Source organism: Pseudoalteromonas aurantia 208 (genome assembly GCF_014858725.1).
GTDB lineage: Bacteria > Pseudomonadota > Gammaproteobacteria > Enterobacterales > Alteromonadaceae > Pseudoalteromonas > Pseudoalteromonas aurantia.
In genome coordinates, this window is record NZ_AQGV01000015.1 from 777,887 (window position 1) to 798,898 (window position 21,012).

Consider the following 21,012-nt stretch of genomic DNA (forward strand, 5'->3'; position numbering starts at 1 on the left):
AAAATGAGAATAAATTATTTACAAAACATTGAGTTACAACTCTAAAGTTTACAGTGGTATTACTCTTTAGCGGGTCAATTGATGAAAGTTAGGTTAATTCACTTTGTTTTTTTATAATCAAAAAGTATATGTTATGCCTTTGGGTTATTATCGTGGGTATTTTATATTCATTAGTTTTATTTATCCGAAAGCGAATTGATTAGTAATGAATTCAATATACGTCCCTCCAATGTACTGTTTTTAATAACTTAATGGCTTCATATTAGGAAACGTTAAGATGAGTCAAATTCATATCAAAATTGAATTGTTGAGGCTGAATATTACTCATTTAGTTTTAGTGAAAATACGACATTATTACTATTTTAATGGCCAGTACTGGTTGAAAAGTGTTCAGGGGGCGATTGACGAGCCGAAACTATGTGTTACTTTTAATGTTAATTTGTTAAACAAAAGTTACATGTAAAGGTTGGAGAAATCATGAGAACACAAAAAATGTTCAAGTCGGCATTAAAATATAGTGCTATATCCCTCGGTTTATTTTCAAGCATAGGCTATGCATCAGATTTACCATATGACTGTACAGGCGTACCTGTTTGGCAAGAAAATACAGCGTATGTAAAAGGCGATGTTGTTCAAAAAGCGGATGCGGCTTATGAGTCACAGTGGTGGAATAAAGTTGATCCTGTTACGCATTCTAACCCGTGGCAAGAGTGGATTAAATTGGGTGTTTGTGACAGCGTTGTCAATAACACACCTCCTACAGTATCGGGGTTAACGCCCGCGTCAGGTACTGAATTTAACGTAAATGACAGCGTTGCCATTAGCGTAAACGCAACAGATTCTGATGGCACTGTAGCCAAAGTTGAGTTTTATGTTGATGATGTACTTGTGGCAACTGATACACAGGGTGCAGGTCAGGTATTTGACAGCGCGTGGGCGGCAACAGAAGGTACGCATACAATTTCGGTGAAAGCGACCGATGATAAAGGTGCGGTGTCAACGAAATTGAGTAACCAAGTAATTGTTAAAGCTGTAGTAGATCCGGTGAATAAAGCGCCAGTCGCGGCATTAGAACTGGTGAGCCTACCGACGGAATTGGTGATAGGTTCAAGCGTTGAATTTAATCTTTCTGGCAGTGATAGTGATGGTCAAGTAACGGCGCTAAGCTTTGCAGTCGACGGTGTTGAAGTTGCAGCTTCTAATGGGTCAGCAACGATGCACACTTGGCAGGCTTCTCAGTTAGGTTCGGTTACATTTACGTTAACGGTAACTGATAATGAAGGTGCCACAGGTCAAGTAAGTAAGACCCTAACGGTTGTAGAACCAGGGCAAGTCGATAACCGAGATGCTTGTCAGCCAGCAGGTTTATATCAAACTCCAGGTGTCAACACCCCATATTGTACTATTTACGACCAAAATGGTCGTGAAGTAATGGGGGCAGATCACCCTCGACGTGTAATTGGCTATTTTACAAGCTGGCGTAACGGCGCAAACGGTCAACCTAGTTACCTAGTTAATGACATTCCTTGGGATAAAATTACGCATATTAACTATGCCTTTGCACATGTTGATGCAGCGAACAAAGTGTCAATCGGTGATCCGAATGCAGTTGGCAATCCAGCCACCAATATGGAATGGCCTGGTGTCGCCGGTGCAGAGTTAGATCCAAGCTTGCCTTACAAAGGACATTTTAACTTGTTGAACAAGTATAAAAAGCAACACCCTGATGTTAAAACACTTATCTCAGTTGGTGGTTGGGCTGAAACTGGTGGGTTCTTTGGTGGGGATGGAAAGCGTGTTAAAAGCGGTGGTTTCTACACAATGACAACCAATGCAGATGGTTCAGTCAATCACGCTGGCATAGAGGCTTTCGCACAAAGCTCTGTTGATTTTATTAAAAAGTATGGTTTTGATGGGGTTGATATAGACTACGAATATCCGTCATCAATGAAGGATTCAGGTCACCCTGATGACTTCCCTATCTCTAATGCGCGTCGTGCAGGATTAAATGCGTCATACCAAGTTCTGATGAAACGATTACGCGAGGTACTTGATAAAGCGGGTGAAGTGGATGGTAAGCACTACATGTTGACAATAGCGTCACCTTCATCCGGTTATTTGCTACGTGGTATGGAAACTTTCCAAGTGACTAAGTATTTAGACTACGTCAACATCATGTCGTATGACCTACATGGCGCATGGAATTCGCATGTTGGACACAATGCGGCACTGTTCGATACCGGGTTAGATTCTGAATTAAAGCAGTGGGATGTGTATGGAACAAAAGAATTTGAAGGGATTGGATATTTAAATACAGATTGGGCCGTGCGTTATTTTAGAGGCGCAATTTCTGCTGGACGTATTAACATCGGTATTCCTTATTACACGCGTGGATTTCAAAATGTACAGGGTGGAACAAATGGCCTTTGGGGACAAGCAGCACTTGCAAACCAAAGTGCATGTGCGCCGGGTACTGGGGTTGGTGAGAAGAATAAATGTGGTGATGGTGCTGTAGGTATTGATAACCTTTGGCATGATAAGAATGATAACGGATATGAAGTACCAGCGGGGTCAAATCCACTTTGGCATGCTAAAAACCTTGAAAAAGGTGTTACACCAAGTTACTTAGGGGTATATGGTCTCACGCCGGACACAGATCCAACTGATGTATTAACAGGGACTTATACTCGCCACTATGATTCTGTTGCTGTAGCACCTTGGCTATGGAATGCAGACAAAAAAGTATTCATTTCAATTGAAGATGAACAGTCCATGGGCACCAAAGTTGATTATGTAATTAATAATGGCTTGGGCGGGATCATGTTCTGGGAACTGGCTGGCGATTATGATTACGATGCTGCTAAAGGTGAGTACTTTATGGGTTCAAGCATGACATCGCTTGCTTATAACAAGTTCAACCAAAGTGGTGTTGCATACGATGTTCATAATGGTGACCCGACATTCGTTGTGCCAACTGAGTCCGTTGATGTTTCTTTTGTAGCGAAGGATTTCCCAACGGGGGATGACAACTACCCTATTGCACCGACATTTGCTTTTACCAATAACTCTGCCATTGACTTAAGCGGGGCAAAAATTTCATTTGATGTGCCGGTATCGACATCAGCGATATTTAAATCAAATTGGGCTGCACAAGAGAAGTTGACTATGGCAGTTGACGTAAATGGTTCAAATGCCGCGGGTAATAACATTGGTGGTTTCGAGAATGAATATCATCGCTTCTCAATCACCCTTGTCAATGAGTGGGGAAGTGTACCTAAATCACTTGCGCCAGGTGAAACGGTTAATGCACAAGTGATGTATTACAACCCCATTACAGGCCCTGCTAACTTTGTCGCAGAGAAAGACGGTAAACGTTACGCATTTAAATTTGAGTATCCGAAACTACCAGCTGCGAAACCAGGTAATGGGGATGGCGGTCCAATCACCAGTTGTGAAGGAGTGCCGATTGCAGATATTTCGGTTTATCCAGCATTCCCACGTTCAACGCATGCAGCGGCAGGTGATTTGATTATTCAAGGGAACAAGGTATACAAAGCGAAATGGTGGTCGAATAAAGCACCACAGACAAGCAGTGATTATGACAAAGTCTGTAATTTATAAGCGTCAACTTTAGGGCAGCTATGCTGCCCTAATAAAGGGAATGATTATGAAAACATTAGATAAGAATATATCACGTCTGGGCTCTAGTATTGGCGCCATTGCCTTAACAATAGTAAGTCAAACGGTAATGGCACATGGCTTTATGGAGATCCCTAAAGCACGTCAAGCGATCTGTCAGGCGCAAGGTGGTTATTGGTGGCCAGATGATGGTTCCAGTATTCCTAACTTAGCGTGTCGCGCTGCTTTTTTAGAGTCTGGGTATGTTCAGTTCATTCAGGAACATGAGTTCGCAGTCAATACACCCGATTATAATAATCAAGCTGCAGTAGAGCAAAATATTCCTAATAGCACATTGTGTGCAGCTGGGTCGAATGAAAAACGCGGGATGAATTTACCTTCGTCGCATTGGCAAAAGACCGAGGTTACCCCGAATGCGCAAAATGAGTTAGCAGTTCGGTTTCGTGCGACAACGCCACATAACCCAAGCTTTTGGAAGTTTTACATCAGCAAGCCAACTTTTGATCCGTCAGTTGATACCTTGGGTTGGCAGGATCTCGAGTTGGTGACTGAAGTTGGAAATGTGGATTTTGTTAAAGACCCAGATGGCAAGCGCTTTTATGAAATGAAAGTTGCCATTCCTCAAGATCGAGTTGGTGATGCAATTTTATATACCCGTTGGCAACGTATTGATGTTGTTGGTGAGGGTTTTTATAACTGTAGTGATATAACGATTGTTCGAGACACCGGCCCAGTTAACTGGACTAGCGCTGGTTATTATTTAAAACAAGGTCAGTCTGCAAAAGTAACAGATACGGTATGGACACGTATTTTTGACGGCACAGGTAAAGAAATTGTTAGTAAGTCTCTAAAAGTGACCGCGGATAATGAATTGAATTGGCAGCAAAAATTGGCAGATATGCTTAATTTGGACCACGCCAATATAGTGCAAGTTGGTGTGCGCCAAGCGAGTGGTGACATCACCTTTGATGCTCAGAATTTATTGTCGAATGAAGTATTTGTAAGTCATAGTGAACATACCTATAACTTAACAGTACAAGTACAAGCCCCGAATACAGCACCTAAAATTCATAAGCCGGAACCTTTTATCTTAGATGAAAGTGCCACAGCGCAACTTCATGTTCATGCGTTTGATGATGAGCAGCAGGCACTGACGTATCAATGGCAGGTGCCGAGTCCTTTAACGTTCACAGGTAGTGGCGCAACGATTGATGTTACAGCTTCACAGGTAGATGTAGACACCGATTTTTCAATACTCGTTACGGTATCAGATGGTGAACTGAGCACTTCAGCAACCGTTCCTGTCACTGTCAAAAACACAACTGCACCACAATTTCCTAAATGGCGGGTTGATGGCACGTATGTTGGCGGAGATAAGGTCAGTCATAACGGAAATAATTATGAAGCTAAGTGGTGGACGTTAGGCGAAGAACCCGGTTCAGCACAAGTATGGAAGAAGCTATAGCGCCAATTTCTATAATGGACGCATAGTTCACAGTACAAATTTAGCAGTACAACAATAAGCAGTACAACAATAATCATCCACCATATTGGTTGGATACAACATGTAAAGAAGGTTGAGAAAGTAATGAAACTAAAGCAACTAACGGCTCTTGTAGGCTTAGCGTTGGCTTCAGGTGCAGTAATGGCAGCGCCATCTACACCAAGCCTAGATTGGAAACCACAGCAGTATTCATTCGTTGAAGTTAATCTTGATGGGAATGGATCATATAAGGATATCGTTACCGCCAAAGACGTTGTGACGATTAGTCTCAAATGGAATGCGTGGAGTGGTAGCGGTGGTGATGGCTACAAAGTTTATTTTGATGATATGTTAGTCAATGAAGGTGCACTCACTGCGGGAACAAAAGCGGGTACGGTCTCTTTTCCATACACAAAATCTGGGCGTCACACAGTTTATCTTGAACTATGTGAGGGTACTACGTGTGCACGAAGCGCAGGTAAACCCATTGTAATCGCGGATACTGATGGCGGTCACTTAGCGCCACTGCCAATGAATGTTGATCCTAACAATAAAGACTATGGTACTAAACCAGGTATGGTAACGGGTACTTACTTTGTTGAGTGGGGCATTTATGGTCGTAATTTTGACGTTACGCAAATTCCAGCACAAAATTTATCGCATTTATTGTATGGCTTTATTCCAATTTGTGGTGCAAATGAGTCGCTTAAAGAAATTGAAAATGGTAATAGCTGGCGTGCACTTGAAAAAGCATGTGGTGGTACAGCCGACTATGAAGTTGTTATACACGATCCTTGGGCAGCAGTACAAAAAGCACTACCAGGAGTAGACTCAAAAGATCCAATTCGTGGTACTTATTCGCAATTAATGGCACTAAAACAACGTTATCCTGATTTGAAAATTTTACCATCGGTAGGTGGTTGGACGTTATCAGACCCATTCCACGGTTTTACTGAAAAAGCCAACCGAGATACCTTTGTTGCATCAATGAAGAAATTCCTGAAAACATGGAAGTTCTATGATGGTGTTGATATCGATTGGGAATTTCCAGGTGGTGGTGGTCCAAATGCTAACTTAGGCGACCCAGTCAAAGATGGACCTGCATATGTTGCGTTAATGCAAGAGCTACGAGTAATGCTTGACGGTTTAGAAGCTGAAACGGGACGTACATACGAATTAACATCAGCAATTGGTTCTGGTTACGATAAGATTGAAGACGTAGATTATCAAGCCGCATCACAGTACATGGATTATATTTTTGCCATGACGTATGACTTTTTTGGTGGTTGGAACAATGTAACAGGTCATCAAACGGCACTGTATTGTGGTTCACATTTAAGTACTGACGAGTGTAATGGTACAGGTCTAGACGATAACGGCGAGCCCCGTAAAGGCCCAGCATATACAACGGATCACGCGGTACAATTATTGTTACAACAAGGTGTGAACTCGAAAAAAATCGTTGTTGGTGCGGCAATGTATGGTCGCGGTTGGGAAGGTGTGCAAGAACAAAATGCAACAATCCCTGGTAACCCAATGACTGCACCAGGTAATGGTAAGTACAAAGGTTCAACCTCTGAAGGTGTGTGGGAGGCGGGTATTATGGATTATAAGAGTGTTGCCGCTAACTTAATTGGACCAAACGGCACCGGTATTAATGGTTTTGAGGTAGGTTATGACGATCAAGCCGAAGGTGCATATGCATGGAATCGCAGTAATGGTAAATTATTGACCTTTGATACACCACGTTCAGTGAAAGCGAAAGGGGCTTATGTGAATACACATAACCTTGGAGGCTTATTCTCTTGGGAAATCGACGCCGATAATGGTGATATCCTTAATGCAATGCACGATGGCTTAGCAGGCGGAGTACCAGCAAATAGATTGCCTGTCGTGACGGTTGATTCTCAAGTGACAATCGCATCAGGTACGAGTGCTGTTGTGACCGCCAGTGCAACGGATGCAGACCGTGATGCTCTGACATATAGTTGGTCAGGTGATGCAGCACTGATGTTAACTAATGGTAATTCAGCATCTGTAACGGTTGCAGTACCAGCGGTAACAGTGGATACACAATACGCATTGTCAGTGACTGTATCTGATGGCAAAGGTCAAGTGACTCGTAGTGTCGTGGTAACAGCGAAAGCGGCTGGCTCAAATACTGCGCCGGTACTTTCTCCTATAGCAGATGTGACCGTAGAAGAGTTGGCGAGTGTCTCTGTTACTGCGTCGGCCTCTGATGCAGATAATGATGCATTAACGTACAACTGGACAGTACCTGCAGGTTTAACTTTATCAGGAACCGGTGCGAACGTGTCTTTGACAGCTGGTGAAGTTGCTGCTGATACAAGTTATCAAGTAACGCTGACTGTGTCTGATGGTCAAGCTGACGCATCGCAAACGTTTAGTGTGACCGTCACAAATAAAGTGGGCGGTGGTGACACTTGGCAAGCGGATAAAGTGTATGTTGGTGGAGACAAGGTTGTTTATGGTGGTGTAAATTACCAAGCTAAGTGGTGGACACTTGGTGAAGAACCGGGTAAAGCACAAGTATGGAAAGCGTTATAAGTAAGTTGTTATGGGCTTGATATCGATGGTGTTTAGTTGGTTGACTCAAGGATGGGCCAAGCCCTAAAAAAAATGTTATATATTGAATGATTAAAGGCGCCTTTGGCGCCTTTGTTTTTATGGTATCATGTTCCATAATGTAGTGACCTACTCTATTATCTTTGGCGTATTATTCTGAAATTCTCTTCTTTTTTTCTTTTTATTTTTAGTTGGTTGAGCTTTGTTACAAGCGCTTGCACTGATACTTTTAAAGTGGGAGTTGGTACCTCGTGGCCCCCTTATGTAATGTATGATGATGTTAGGTATACAGGTTTAGATGTTGAAATTACAGAACAGGTGTTTCTTCGCGCTGGGTTTTGTGTAGAGTTTGTTAAACTACCTTCCTCAGCACGAGGAATTGTCGAGTTACAAAAAGGTGAAATCGACGTGCTACCCTCTGCCAGCTATAACAAAAGTAGAGCGAAAATAGCCCACTTTAGTAAAGGGTATCGTAGAGAAAGGATGCGCCTATTTACCCGTCACATAAATCAACCCATTAATAGTCTGACCGAGCTTTTCTCTGCGGAATACACCTTTACGGCAAACCCTGGTGCGTATTATGGTGAGGAGTTAGCACAGATATTAACAATAAAATGGTATAAACAAAGATTGTTTGAGGTTGCAAGCGTGACACAACGGATGGAGTTAGTTAAGCGAGGGAGAGTGGACTTCTTAATTGAAGATGAAATAAGTGGTTTGTATTTTAAACGGTTATTAGGCTATAAAGATATTCAATTACATAGCTATGTTGTTAATGATAACGCCATTCATTTTATGCTCAACCGAAAAAATTTTGATAGTGAAAAGGTCAAGAAGGTAAATAACGCGATTAGTGAGTTAAAAGTAAGCTTGAAGGCAATTGAAGATAAGTATACCAAATGGATCAAGTCGCCTTAGCGCCCACTATATTAAGGACGCTGACAGTTTTTCGACGGGGGTATTTACCCTAGCCGTGTAATGCAAATACTGATATAACCAAAATTTTGACCGTAGTCTTGTGCAATATCATTGGCAAATGGAGTAAATTCACCTGAACGGTTTATCCTCATTTCACACGCATCGGTAATTACAAACGCATAATCATCAAGACAGCTAATACAGCCAATAAGCGCAAACCAAGGCGTGTTCATTGCACGCTTAAACGGCGTAAATAATTCGACCGGTTGCTGTTTTACGCCAATTGTTTGGCCTGTGCGTTGCCAACCTTTAATGCCAACTTCTTGCCCTTTATCATACCAAATACTGTTTTTCTCTATATTGAATTTATATGTGGCGCCTTTTTCAAGCATGATACCGGTTAGGTTATAGTATTCAGAGGCGTACGCCCTTATAGTGATACTTTCTCCTGCTTTTAATATGGTGATATGTTGATTTTCAAGTGTGATATGGGGGTTTAACCCTGAACACATAAGATGCTCTGCGTGGCTGTTTTCAATATTGTGAGGAAGCGACTTAAGTGATTCAGGTCGATAGCTACTGATTTTATTGATCCGTGTTGCAACGCTGTGATGAATGATTGGTAATCGTTCACTTACTTGGTTTTGTTCGAGCACAGTGCATAAACGGGTAACAGATTTAAAACTACTGTGCATCCAAAAATAGTCATGTTGATGACTTATAGCCAGTGGATCGGGGCTTAGTGTAAGGTCATCTTTATCAATGAGTAGCGTACCATCGTGTGGTAAGAGTGCTTGAAAGTTAATGTGTTCTTGATTCAAAAGCGTCAGAGGGATGTTAAGTGTAATAAGCCAGTTTAGTGCATAACGTAGGGTAATGTCAGATAAGCCACTGCGGTAATATCCACCACCAACATCTGAATGGCAGCCAGCAAACCAAATTTCTGTGACGTGAGGCGCATAATTAAATAATGTGGGCTCAAATGAGCGCCGCTTATCATCTAAGCTCACACAATGCAGTGCTTGTTCCACATTACTAGCGACACTGTGATCTTCAAAAATAACATGCTCAGCACCGCAGGTCGCCTTTGTTATTTTGGAAAAACCGATTGACGCGATAGTATCAAATACACATAAATAAACGCCACTACTTATATAGCGCTCTAAGCACTTTGCAAATCGTCTAGCCAGTGCCGCACCACGACTAAAGCCAATCAATAGCACTTTGTCGCCATCTTGGTAGTGATGGTTAAAGTCATTCATTGCGGTTGAAAGAATAGATCCGACTTCGGTGTCGTTAGGTGCCAGTATTTGATTGAGCAGTTTTTTTACCTCACTGCCTTGGTTCCCAATGCCTGAATAATAAAAGCATAGCTGTTGTGGCAAGGCTGCTTGAGCATGAGAGTGGAGTTTGCCTCCCAGCATAAGATGCAATTTAAGGACATTACTGATCCCGGTATCTTCTTTAAAATGCTCACTACTGTATTGATGCGTGTCTCTTGGTTCACTGGATGTTCCATCAAAGTTGAAAATGAGAGTTTTGTAAGCGGTAGGGTTAGGCATCAAGAACCTCTATGTTGGTTTTCAAGTGAAGTGAAACCCAGCTGACTATGAGCCGAGAACGTAATAAAAACTTCTACAACATGATCAGATACTGCACATTAGAGTATAAAAATATGATATTTTTAGGTCACTTTATTGAATATACTGAGACCATCTCTATGGTGCATGAGCAGCAACTGCTTCAAAGCTTATCGCAACATTTTGGATTTGCCACCTTTCGCACGGGGCAAGCACAAACAATCACACAATTATTAGCTGGGCAGTCGTCTTTAGCGATATTTCCCACAGGATCCGGTAAATCCTTGTGTTATCAATTGACAGCTTTGCATTTGCCTAACTTGACTTTGGTTGTTTCTCCTTTGTTAGCGTTAATGCAGGATCAAATAGATTTCTTGCAAAAAAAAGGCATTGCAGCTGCGAGTTTAGATTCAACGCAATCAAAAGCACAAAGTCAGGCGATTATGCAGGGAATTCGCAGTGGCGACATCAAGATATTAATGGTGTCTGTTGAACGCTTTAAAAACGAGCGGTTCCGTGAGTTTATTAAGCAAATTCCTGTTTCGATGATGGTTGTTGATGAAGCGCATTGTATTTCTGAGTGGGGCCACAACTTTCGACCTGACTATTTAAAATTACCTGAATATCGAAAAGCGTTAAACATTCCATTGGTGCTGTTACTTACTGCAACGGCGACAAAGAAAGTAAAAAAGGATATGGCTGAAAAGTTTCATATTGAAGCACAGCATATTGTTCAAACCGGCTTTTACCGCGCGAACTTGGATATTAATGTACTTGCGTTATCAAATGATGAAAAGCTCACTCATCTGGTACATTCGGTAAATGCTCAAATTGGAGCGGGGATCGTATATGTTACGTTGCAACAGCAAGCTGAGCAGGTCGCTAAACAATTACAGGCCTCAGGTATAAAAGCTGCAGCGTACCACGCAGGTTTAGGTGACGATGTACGGCAGCAGGTACAGCAAGCGTTTATGCAAAATCAACTTCAAGTCGTTGTTGCAACCATTGCATTTGGTATGGGTGTGGATAAATCGGATATTCGATTCGTGATCCATTTTGATTTACCGAAATCCATTGAAAATTACAGTCAAGAAATAGGTCGAGCGGGCCGAGATGGGCAATCATCGCAGTGTACTGTTTTGGCAAACCTGGATGGCATTGCAACGGTCGAAAACTTTGTGTATGGCGACACTCCCGAACTTTCAGGTGTTGAAACGGTTATAAAAACCATTCAATCTGAGCATCAAAGTGGTCGTTGGGATATGCAAGAGCTTGCATTATCAAAGGCAAGTAATATACGGGTGTTGGCTTTGAAGACGCTGTTAGTGCAATTAGAGATCCGTGGTGTCCTCACCTCACAGTACGCGTATTACGCTGATTTTAGAGTTAAATTGTTATATGCAGAACAAAAAATTCTGGCTAAGTTTGATCAACAGCGACAGCAGTTTTTACAACTGGTGTTTTCGGCAACGCAATTTAAGAAAGTGTGGGGAACGGTTGATATAGCCTCGTTAGTATCTCAGGGAGTTGATAGAGAGCGGGTTGTTTCAGCACTTGATTACCTCAGTGAACAAGGCTTAGTCGAACTAGAAAGTAAACGTGTCATGCAGGTGTATGATGTCAATATTGAACGGTTAGAGCAAGCCAATTTGGCTGAGCAACTCTATACGTATTTTAAATCAAAAGAGCAAAGTGAGTTGAAGCGTATTGCTGCGATGATCCGCTTTTTTGAACTAGACCGTTGTTTAAGTGCTAATTTGGCACATTACTTTGACGATACAGACGCGCCAGAAATGTGCGGACACTGTAGCGTATGTAAGGGGAGAGTGGCGCAGCTAGTAGCAAGCCAACAACGTGTTTTGCCAAGTGATGAACAGTTGCGAACAAATGTATTTGGTTTACAAAAGCACCTACATAATGCATCTGAAAGTGCCAGTGCAGATACGGTTCTACGGTTTTTAACTGGCGTAACCACGCCAATGTTTAGCAAATACAAACTCAAGCAGTTACCGGGGTTTGCCTGTTGTGAAGGCCATAGATACGCAGTGGTAACGGATAAAATTAAACAACTTGGGCTAGTTAGGGACTAGCTTATCAGGTGTTATTCAGATTGTGTTGAGTAATATTATGCTGATGATAAATAAAGGGCTAATGGTTGTGATGAAATTACAGATGTATACTTTTTTCGGTATTTTACTATTTAGCAGCACGCAAGTGTTGGCACAAAGCGACATATATAACTTTGATACTATTCAAACATTAATGCCTGCAAGCGCTTTTGAAAACAATGAACGCGTTTACCCTAAGCAAAGTGATTTTAGTATTGTGCGTGCGATCCCAATGAGTACAGAGTCAGGAGAACGCGCAGCGTTAGTTGTTATAAAAAACCAAGCATCAGGTCAGCGTATTTTTGATATCAAACAGGTTGTGGCCATTATCGCTGACGGTACGCGTGTTTATGCTCAATCGGAGAATTTAAAAGTGAAGCTCTCCGGCAATGAGCAAACAACAGTGAAGTTGGAATTTGGTAAATTTGATTACCCAATAGTGAGTTTATATACCTCAGAGAGTGAGTCGTAAAATACCAATGCATGTACATATAACAAAACTGGCAGACAGTGCAGCCCGTCAAAGCAAGTATATAATTGGCCTAATGAGTGGCACCTCACTCGATGGGCTCGATATTGCTTTATGCAGAATATCAGGCCATGGTCGTGCAACAAAAATAGAGGTCTTACAATTTACGACCTGTGATTATCCAAAAGAAGTGAAAGATAAAATAAGAACGGTTTTTGCTAAACCTCATGTAGATCTGGCGTATTTAACGTTATTGAATGGTTGGTTAGGACGTTATCATGGTCAGTTAGTCATTCAAGCGCTTACGCAGTGGCAAGTTGACTCGAAAGACATAGATGTTATCGCAAGCCATGGTCAAACGATTTATCATTGTCCAGCCCATCAACATCAATATAGTGAGTTTGGCGATGGTACCTTACAAATTGCAGATGCTGATCATATCGCAGTAACCACCGGGATCACAACATTGTCTGATTTCAGGCAAAAGCATATCGCGGCAGGTGGGGAAGGGGCGCCTTTGGCACATTATGGAGACTATTACTATTTCAGTAGTGATAGCGAGCACCGTATATTGTTAAATATGGGTGGTATAGCGAACCTAACCTGGTTACCTAAAGGTGCGAAATTTAATGAGGTTGTTTGTTCTGATATTGGTGCGGGTAATACGATTATGGATGCATATATGTATCGCTATTGTGCTCAGGAATATGATAAAAATGCACAATTGGCACTCCAAGGCCGTATTCATCACGAGTTATTAGCGCAGTTAATGAGTGAACCTTTTATTAACCGTCTGGGGCCAAAAACCACAGGGCCTGAAGTGTTTAATTTGGCAATGCTGGCAAAAGCTCAAGCACGCAGTGGTACTTGCTCTTTATCACACATGGATGTAATGGCGACTTTAAATGCCTTTAGTGCCCGTGTAATAGCAAAATACATCAATAATTTGGTTGAAGATGAACCGGTAACGATTTATGCAAGTGGTGGTGGGTATCATAACCCTTTGCTTGTGAAACAAATAAAAGAAGCACTCAACGAGAATTTTGTATTGGCAAGTAGCACTGAATTGGGAATAGACCCAGATGCAAAAGAGGCGGTTTTATTTGCCATCTTAGCCAATGAAGCACTCTCAGGAGAAAGTGACCAAGTACAAGCTGCTGCGCAAGGAAAACCAATGGTTACGATGGGAAAAGTCAGTTTTCCAGATTAAAATATCGAGAGGAATGATGTGAGCACACTGGCGGCATATCTTTTTGCTGTTTTGCTCCATGGCATGCTTAAAAATGGTTTTGAAGCACGTTGTTTTACTTTGAATTGATTTTGCAGTTGTGCACTAAACTCGGCTGAGTTTTTTACGGTGTTATAGATCCCAAGCAAGTTTAATTGGATCACATACTCACCATCATTACCACGCCCTTTAAGGCATAACTCAACGTGACCATTATCTAGGTGTTGTTTGGTCAGGTGACTATCAGCTGCAAAACTAGCGCCTCTGCCTGTTACAGATGTGGCAGACAGTGAAATACTATCTCCAATTTTTGCATCATAAGGTAAAATGCAATTAATCATTACCCCAGCTGGTTGATAATTAAGCAGAAGAGTGTCGTACTGCATCGCTTCTGCGCATACATTAGTGGTATGTTCGTCTAAGGTGCGTGCTGCAAAACTAAGCCGTACAGGCTGGTGGTTCATGATAGTTAACGTGCTCTGGTTATTTGATGGCGGTATTATTGATCAATACCATGACATTTTTATGACTTTAAATGCAATAAAGCGGTTTGTGACTATTAACTCAGTCTATGCAGGTGTGTTTAGGTATTAACCAGATTAAACCTGCATTGATAATGTTATAAATTTACTTTTTAAGCATAATTTTTTATTAGTGTGCCAATCTATTGCGTTACGCGAAGTATTTGCTCACCCACTGTAATCTCTTTAAAAGTGGGGGGCTGGGAGGTAAACTTTTGCTTGAGAAGCGCATCAATTAGCTGTGCTTCCGTAAATGGATTTTGGCCCATAGCAAAATGCATATTGGCGGTTTCCCAGTTAAGTTGTGGTTTATAAAATAGTATGAGCTCAAAGTGATGATCAAAGTGTGCGATTAATAGGTATTCTTTTTGAGAGTCTCCATATAAATCAACAGCAATAAAATTAAGCTTGGTACTATCAAATAAACTTCGATGTGTATTTTGGACGTGGCTTTGTAAGGCCACCAAAAGCTGTTTTGGGAGTTCTACCATGAGTAAGCCAATACTGCTGTCTAGCTTATCAATAATATTTACATTTTTGTGGCTTTGTTGCTGTGCGTATTCAGTTTCACCCGAAAGTACTCGATCAATTCTTTTTTGCAGTACTGTATCGTTTTGAGCGTAGGTATTTTTTAGCGATATTAGTGCCTCTTTACCAGGGATGCCTAACGAAAATGCAAAGTAATTAAGATCAATGTCTTCAACGGCTATACGTCCAGAGTTAATATAAGCCATTTGGCTCGATGCTGAGATTTTTTTAAAGTCGAGTAGTGGAGATTGACTTGCAAGCAGTGCTATCACCAATAACACCCCAATCCGTGTATTTATATTACCAAGATGTTGGTACCAAAGTGTTTTATATTTGACTATCACGGTACTGTAACAGGCATAATAAGCCATCAAAAATAGGCATACAAATATTCCCCATAGCCTATCAACAGATAACCCATATTGGCTGACTCGGTTGTACAGTCCATATCCACTTATTCCAACATAGATAGGTAAAATCAAGACACCGAGCGTGAGTGCAATGTATAGTGAGTTGGGAGCACTGAGTTTGTCTTTATCGTTTTGTAACGCCGTATTGAGCGTTAGAAGAATGAGCGTGAGTAAAATAAAAATTAACGCACTGCCACCATTATCCCAAAGCGGTTGTAAGCCTTGAATCATCAGTGTCATTAAAAATAAGCTACTTAGCGCAATTAAAAGAGGCAACAACGACAATGACAGTGCTTGAATGAGCCTATTGACTGTTTTCACCACGGTGACGTTGTTTTTTACTTTAATGACAGCCAATGCGTGACTGATTGATATCATAGGATAGATAAACCATGGCTCGTAGAATATGGTTTCAAAAACCGTAATATTAATAACGGCAAATAATTCGGCCCAAAGAACAAAAATCAACCAGACCATAAGTGTAAACAACCCTGCAAAAATTAGGGTAATGGCCAGTTTTGATGCGTGGTCTATCACGGCTGCATAGTTAATACGCCAGCCTTGTGAATGCTTTACAATGGACTTTGTAAACAACAGTACTTTGAAAGTGATGAGGGTCATGATCACAGTATAATTAAAACTATGATACCCGAGGGATGAGCCCGATATATCAGAGACTTGACTGCCCACATATGCGCCTAAGCAGCTACACATGAGAGAAAAGAAAGTCGCGTACCAAAAGTGTTTGGAGGGCGTGCTATTATTAACACCATATGTAAGAAGAGTCGGCATAGAAATCGAGAAAGTGTAGCAGGCAAACATGACAGCAGGGGAGCGTGCGATAGGCCAATTAAAGTCAATTGCTTGGTGTAATAAGAGTAATGTAAGCCCTTGCAACAAGGCAATTAAAAGTAACAATTTTGATTGAAATGGGGTTATTTCAGTATGCTTTGAAAGCATGAACAATCCTTGTTTTTGAGGGCTTTAAGCCTACTATACTATGTATTGTGAAGATTAGGTATTTCGTATTGCATTCAGCTTTGCTGAGAAGGTTTTTCTTAAATAGCCGGTTTTGCCACATCTAAAGCTTGATAGTATTTATCGGTGATCTTTTTTATATTTTGTTTATTTTTTATAATGGCCAAATTAAATGCTTGTAATTTGGATTCACTAAACATGCCAGGCCTGAGCATGTAATGGACAGGATCTTTGCGCACATTGAATCTTGTCGCTTTCACGTGACCTTCAATTTCTTTGCTATTTTTAATCAGGTAAGCACCCGTGAGTAAATCTTCAATAACGAAATTAACGCGTTTGTATTTTAATAATCGAAACCGTGCGATTGAAGCGTTCATTTCAACAACGCAGTCAGGGCATTGCGCTTTAAATTTGCTAAAAGGTGCACCGTACACACTGCCTCTATTGATTGCCGTTATTGATTTTTCTAAAAAGTCAGGAATACCTTTGGTTTTACCTGTCTCCATTGTGTCTGCGAGGATAAAGTCTTGGTGTGAGAACAGCTGCATGAACTCTGTTCGATAAGCGACGCTAAATTCGGAAAACCCCCTGCGCGGCGAGGTATAACTGGCTGCAAATATAAGGTCAATGTTGTCTTTTTTAAATTCTTGAAACGCACGACTAGAAGAAGGATAAGCAACATATTCCCAACACAAATTGATATCTGATAGGATCATTTCAATAATGTCGATATCTAAGCCTGAAAAGCCACCGTTATTTATATAAGAATAGGGGGGCCAGTCTTTTGCTGCACTGATGCGTATTTTTTGCTCGCACGCGTAACTCAACGGCACTAAGCCTAATGCAAAAAGCGGTATAAGAAGTTTAAAGAGGAACATGGCCCGCTTTATTGGCAAACAGGTTTGTACTATATACCTAAACATTAAGCGCCTTAGCACTGAGAACAGTTAATATCAGTAGTATAGCTATCGAGTAGCTTGAATCAATGTAAATGCGTTTCTTACTAAGAAACGCATTACTCAGGTTAATCTATGTTGAATCTACCCACAAGTTTGTCTAGTCCATCAGCTAAACTCACCAGTTTTGTCGCACCGTCGGACAGGCTGTCGGTGGAGTGACTCACTTGCTGCACCGATTCGGTCACTTTTTGAATCTGGCTATGGGTTTCATTGGCCGATATGCCCTGTTGACTTGCTTCATGGGCAATGGTGCTAATGAGCTCTTTTACCTTGGTTACACTACTGGCGATATCGTCGAATGCTTGATGTGCTTGTTCAGATTGGGTAATCGCATCATTCGATGCTGACACGCTTTGTGTCATTTTTTCTGATACAGAGCGAGTTTGGTCAATGAGTTTGGTTAGCACCTGCTCTATTTCTTGGGTCGCATCGTGAGAACGTTGCGCGAGGGTTCTTACTTCATCGGCAACCACGGCGAATCCTCTGCCTTGCTCTCCTGCTCGAGCAGCTTCAATGGCTGCATTAAGGGCAAGCAAATTGGTTTGTTCAGCAATTGCCCGAATAACACCCAGAATATTGGTGATATTGTTACTTTCACTTTCGAGTTGACTCATGGCCGCAGCTGATCCACTTAATGAGTCATTCAGCTGCGCAACTTGTGTTACGGTGTTACCAATTAACGTATTACCATTATGTGCGCACTCATCAGTTTGCGCAATTTCAGTCAAAGAGTCTTGGCAATTTTGGCTGACGATATGTGCCATATTGTTGACTGATTCAGTATTTGTGGCTGCTTGGTTTGCAGTGTCGGACTGACTATGGCATTGCGTGCGAATATCTGTAATTTGGGTTTCGAAATGATGGGCTGCACTATTTAAGGTATGCGCATTTTGTTGAATATCTTTAACCAGGCCATTGATTGAATTTAAAAATTGATTAAACCATGTGGCCAACTCACTGATCTCATCATTGCCAATGACTTGCAGTCGTTTTGATAAATTACCTTCCCCTTGGGCTATGTCTCTTAAGCCTTCAGATACTCGCTCGATAGGGTAAACAATTTTATTCGCCAGTACCACGGCGATAATGCCAAAAATAACCAGCATAACCAGAGCAATCATGCTGATGAGCATTGACATACTATAGGCCGAAGAAAGGATCTCCTCCTCATCAATGATTGCAACAAATCGCCAATTGAGTTTATCTGAGTGATAACGTTTTGCAGTGACCGTTTTTTGCTCTGTTTCAATAGATAAAAACGGCTGGTTACCGGCAGCTCCCAGTGCTTTATATAGCGGCGAATTCAACTCTTTCATATTTTTAAAGTTGTTATCTGGGTTTTTAGGATCGGCAAGGATCACACCATTGCCATCCATTAAAATTAAATAGCCCGTTTCACCTAAACGAATGTTGCTGACTATGTCAGTAAGTGTTGATAAGGTAACGTCTAAAGATTGCACACCGGCAAAGCTGCCATTTTTGTATATGCCCGTTGCTACAGACACCATAGCCTGGCCTGTGACACCTTGGTAGGGTTCAGTAATAATAACGTCGCGAGGGGACTTTTTCGCATTTTGATACCAAGGGCGTTTCCTAGGATCATAACCACCCAAAGGTTCAGCAGGGTATTGAATAAACCCGCCTTTCTCAGAGCCTAAATAAACAAATAAAAGTTCTTCGTGGGTTACGCCAAACGCTGTGAATAGTTCAAATATTTCAGCTTCTTGCGCGCCATTCTCAAGTGGTGCCATCATTCTTTCAGGGCCAGTGTAGGTGCTTATATCATCAGGAATATTACTGACCAGTTTACTTTGCGCTAAAAAACGTGCGTTATTTTTCATTTGATCGAAGAACAGCACAAACGTATTTTCGACTTGGCGAATTTCGTTACTGGAAGAGTCTAAAAATTGTTCCAAAGATTCCTGCTTAGTTTGAGAAATACTCACCAATGAAATGGCTAAAATGGGCACTATCACCGTTAATAGAAAACTCACTATGAGCTTTTGACGCATTCTCATCTGATACTCCCGAGATTGTTTGAATATTGGTTACATTTGTTATGTGATTATGTGTAACCCATTAAATTATACATACAATCGCAGATTTTGCTGGTTCTGTACAAAAATACACAATAAATAGTTGACGGAAAGGCGTCGCTTTATCTAGATTAGTCAGCATTCGATCTTACAAATTTAAAAATAGAGTTTTATTTAAACTGACAAATCACACATCTTTTTTAATCAGAAAAGGGCAGCTAATCCGACATTGCGGCCATAAACCCTCGTATAATTAATTACCAATTTTATTTAGATAATTTACTTACCCTTAAATTCAAGAAAATGTGCAATTCGCACGCTATTAAATAGTTATGTCGATTCCATAAACGATTTTAGGGGAGTCCATGTTCCTTCGACGTAATTGTTACCCCATTTAGCGACTTCTTGGAGAATTGGTAAAGTATCCCTCCCTTTCTTGGTTAACACATACGTATATCTTTTCGGTTTCGACTGATATTGTTCTCTTACTAACATGTTTTCGGCTTCTAGCATTTTTAATCTTTCTGCCAGCCTGTTTGTAGGTATGTTCTCTGGTGAATTAGCTAGCTCAGAATAAGTCTTTTTGCCGCAGACAAGGTCTCTAATAATAACTAATGTCCATTTATCTCCAAATATATCCAACCCGTTCACAATCGGGCAACCAGAACGTAAAAATTGATTATCAGAATTCATGCCAAACCTCTTTGCAACGACATACAAATATTAACCCATTTACTTGCGATATTGAAGTTACTAGTATAAAGTTCATCACTTCAATATCGTAAGTAACTAAAAACCATATCGTAACTCATTGCAAACCATATAGTACTAGTATTAATTTTCGCGGTTTTAGCTGTTATGTGTAGTTCTAATAGAGGTAAACATATTAATGAACAAGTCAGAATTTAGAGAAGTAATTAATGCCCCAAAAGAAAAAACATGGGAAGTTTTATTCACTCAGTATGGGGATATTCATGTGCACAACCCAGGAATGATGTCCTCAAACTATATGCATAATGCAAAAAGAGGTGAGTTGGGTTGTGAAAGGTATTGCCAGTTCAGTGAGAAGTTATCTCTCGACGAAAAGATAACTGAAGTAGATGAAAATAATAGCTTTAAGGTTGTAGTGACGAGGCATAATCTTCCCTTTATAAAAGAAATGTCTGCCACCTATGAGCTATCTTCAATTGAAAGCATGACAGGCGATGAAGTTACGGAAGTAAAGATGACTTCTTATGTTTCATTTTCTCTAGGATTTATGAAGTACTTGATGAGAGGGCAATTAGGGAAAGGCCTTGTTAAACACCTCTTTGGCTTGAAGTACTACATAGAAACAGGGAAGGTAGTGGATTCTCACAATTATACGGAAATTTATAAATCGTATAAATAACTTAGTTACTTTAAGCGGGGTTCTAGATTCATTAATAGCATAGGCTTCACAAGACAGGCTAATAGTTAAAGGCAAAGCAGTTGATTGTATTCGTTCCTCACCAATTCTAGCCACAAAATTTTGCCCATTAACAGGGCGCTGAGGCTATAGAATTACTCGTTTCAGGAACTTATTCTACA

At 41.0% G+C, this 21,012-nt stretch carries 14 protein-coding genes; 8 read left to right on the forward strand and 6 right to left on the reverse strand.

All coding sequences use genetic code 11. The annotated features are described in order from the left end of the window. Positions 1-477 precede the first annotated feature (477 nt). From PAUR_RS21615 to PAUR_RS21630, 4 genes are all read left to right on the forward strand, one after another. Complete coding sequence (locus PAUR_RS21615) at positions 478-3,621, forward strand: glycosyl hydrolase family 18 protein (protein WP_192509786.1); 3,144 nt, start codon at positions 478-480, stop codon at positions 3,619-3,621. 46 nt (positions 3,622-3,667) lie between these two features. Further along, positions 3,668-5,104: a lytic polysaccharide monooxygenase gene (locus PAUR_RS21620; protein ID WP_192509787.1), complete on the forward strand. Its 1,437-nt coding sequence runs from the start codon at positions 3,668-3,670 to the stop codon at positions 5,102-5,104. Positions 5,105-5,227: 123 nt separating this feature from the next. Further along, positions 5,228-7,690, forward strand: a complete 2,463-nt coding sequence (locus PAUR_RS21625; protein ID WP_192509788.1) for a glycosyl hydrolase family 18 protein — start codon at positions 5,228-5,230, stop codon at positions 7,688-7,690. 252 nt (positions 7,691-7,942) lie between these two features. Then, positions 7,943-8,626 (forward strand): substrate-binding periplasmic protein, encoded by a 684-nt coding sequence (locus PAUR_RS21630; protein WP_318782645.1) that lies wholly within the window; start codon positions 7,943-7,945, stop codon positions 8,624-8,626. Between the two features lie 44 nt (positions 8,627-8,670). On the opposite strand, the gene PAUR_RS21635 is transcribed toward PAUR_RS21630, so the two are convergent. Further along, positions 8,671-10,188: a phospholipase effector Tle1 domain-containing protein gene (locus PAUR_RS21635; protein ID WP_192509790.1), complete on the reverse strand. Its 1,518-nt coding sequence runs from the start codon at positions 10,186-10,188 to the stop codon at positions 8,671-8,673. Between the two features lie 158 nt (positions 10,189-10,346). Between PAUR_RS21635 and PAUR_RS21640 the strand changes: the two genes are divergently transcribed. From PAUR_RS21640 to PAUR_RS21650, 3 genes are read left to right on the forward strand one after another with little or no spacing between them, the layout of a single operon-like run. Then, positions 10,347-12,296, forward strand: coding sequence for a RecQ family ATP-dependent DNA helicase (locus PAUR_RS21640; protein ID WP_225738599.1), 1,950 nt, complete (start codon positions 10,347-10,349; stop codon positions 12,294-12,296). A 37-nt stretch (positions 12,297-12,333) separates the two neighbouring features. Beyond that, on the forward strand, positions 12,334-12,786 hold the full coding sequence (locus PAUR_RS21645; protein ID WP_192509791.1) for a hypothetical protein: 453 nt from the start codon (positions 12,334-12,336) through the stop codon (positions 12,784-12,786). A 7-nt stretch (positions 12,787-12,793) separates the two neighbouring features. Continuing rightward, positions 12,794-13,993: an anhydro-N-acetylmuramic acid kinase gene (locus PAUR_RS21650; RefSeq protein WP_192509792.1), complete on the forward strand. Its 1,200-nt coding sequence runs from the start codon at positions 12,794-12,796 to the stop codon at positions 13,991-13,993. Here PAUR_RS21650 and PAUR_RS21655 read toward each other — a convergent pair. From PAUR_RS21655 to PAUR_RS21675, 5 genes are all read right to left on the reverse strand, one after another. Beyond that, the gene (locus PAUR_RS21655; RefSeq protein WP_192509793.1) at positions 13,990-14,475 is read right to left on the reverse strand and encodes a hypothetical protein; all 486 of its coding nucleotides are present in this window, start codon (positions 14,473-14,475) and stop codon (positions 13,990-13,992) included. The two genes, PAUR_RS21650 and PAUR_RS21655, sit on opposite strands and share 4 nt — an antisense overlap. A gap of 200 nt (positions 14,476-14,675) precedes the next feature. Then, complete coding sequence (locus tag PAUR_RS21660) at positions 14,676-16,430, reverse strand: DUF4153 domain-containing protein (protein WP_192509794.1); 1,755 nt, start codon at positions 16,428-16,430, stop codon at positions 14,676-14,678. A gap of 98 nt (positions 16,431-16,528) precedes the next feature. Continuing rightward, on the reverse strand, positions 16,529-17,326 hold the full coding sequence (locus tag PAUR_RS21665) for a substrate-binding periplasmic protein (protein ID WP_192509795.1): 798 nt from the start codon (positions 17,324-17,326) through the stop codon (positions 16,529-16,531). Between the two features lie 146 nt (positions 17,327-17,472). Then, positions 17,473-19,425, reverse strand: a complete 1,953-nt coding sequence (locus PAUR_RS21670) for a methyl-accepting chemotaxis protein (RefSeq protein WP_192509796.1) — start codon at positions 19,423-19,425, stop codon at positions 17,473-17,475. Between the two features lie 348 nt (positions 19,426-19,773). Continuing rightward, positions 19,774-20,136, reverse strand: coding sequence for a winged helix-turn-helix transcriptional regulator (locus PAUR_RS21675; protein WP_192509797.1), 363 nt, complete (start codon positions 20,134-20,136; stop codon positions 19,774-19,776). Between the two features lie 196 nt (positions 20,137-20,332). Between PAUR_RS21675 and PAUR_RS21680 the strand changes: the two genes are divergently transcribed. Continuing rightward, positions 20,333-20,833 (forward strand): SRPBCC family protein, encoded by a 501-nt coding sequence (locus PAUR_RS21680; protein WP_192509798.1) that lies wholly within the window; start codon positions 20,333-20,335, stop codon positions 20,831-20,833. The last annotated feature ends 179 nt before the right edge of the window (positions 20,834-21,012 follow it).

What these genes read in the sequence shown, in the direction of transcription:
- PAUR_RS21615 (WP_192509786.1), top strand. Translation starts at nt 478, where the DNA reads ATGAGAACACAAAAAATGTTCAAGTCGGCATTAAAATATAGTGCTATA.
- PAUR_RS21620 (WP_192509787.1), top strand. Translation starts at nt 3,668, where the DNA reads ATGAAAACATTAGATAAGAATATATCACGTCTGGGCTCTAGTATTGGC.
- PAUR_RS21625 (WP_192509788.1), top strand. Translation starts at nt 5,228, where the DNA reads ATGAAACTAAAGCAACTAACGGCTCTTGTAGGCTTAGCGTTGGCTTCA.
- PAUR_RS21635 (WP_192509790.1), bottom strand. Translation starts at nt 10,188, where the DNA reads ATGCCTAACCCTACCGCTTACAAAACTCTCATTTTCAACTTTGATGGA.
- PAUR_RS21640 (WP_225738599.1), top strand. Translation starts at nt 10,347, where the DNA reads ATGGTGCATGAGCAGCAACTGCTTCAAAGCTTATCGCAACATTTTGGA.
- PAUR_RS21645 (WP_192509791.1), top strand. Translation starts at nt 12,334, where the DNA reads ATGCTGATGATAAATAAAGGGCTAATGGTTGTGATGAAATTACAGATG.
- PAUR_RS21650 (WP_192509792.1), top strand. Translation starts at nt 12,794, where the DNA reads ATGCATGTACATATAACAAAACTGGCAGACAGTGCAGCCCGTCAAAGC.
- PAUR_RS21655 (WP_192509793.1), bottom strand. Translation starts at nt 14,475, where the DNA reads ATGAACCACCAGCCTGTACGGCTTAGTTTTGCAGCACGCACCTTAGAC.
- PAUR_RS21660 (WP_192509794.1), bottom strand. Translation starts at nt 16,430, where the DNA reads ATGCTTTCAAAGCATACTGAAATAACCCCATTTCAATCAAAATTGTTA.
- PAUR_RS21665 (WP_192509795.1), bottom strand. Translation starts at nt 17,326, where the DNA reads ATGTTCCTCTTTAAACTTCTTATACCGCTTTTTGCATTAGGCTTAGTG.
- PAUR_RS21670 (WP_192509796.1), bottom strand. Translation starts at nt 19,425, where the DNA reads ATGAGAATGCGTCAAAAGCTCATAGTGAGTTTTCTATTAACGGTGATA.
- PAUR_RS21675 (WP_192509797.1), bottom strand. Translation starts at nt 20,136, where the DNA reads ATGAATTCTGATAATCAATTTTTACGTTCTGGTTGCCCGATTGTGAAC.
- PAUR_RS21680 (WP_192509798.1), top strand. Translation starts at nt 20,333, where the DNA reads ATGAACAAGTCAGAATTTAGAGAAGTAATTAATGCCCCAAAAGAAAAA.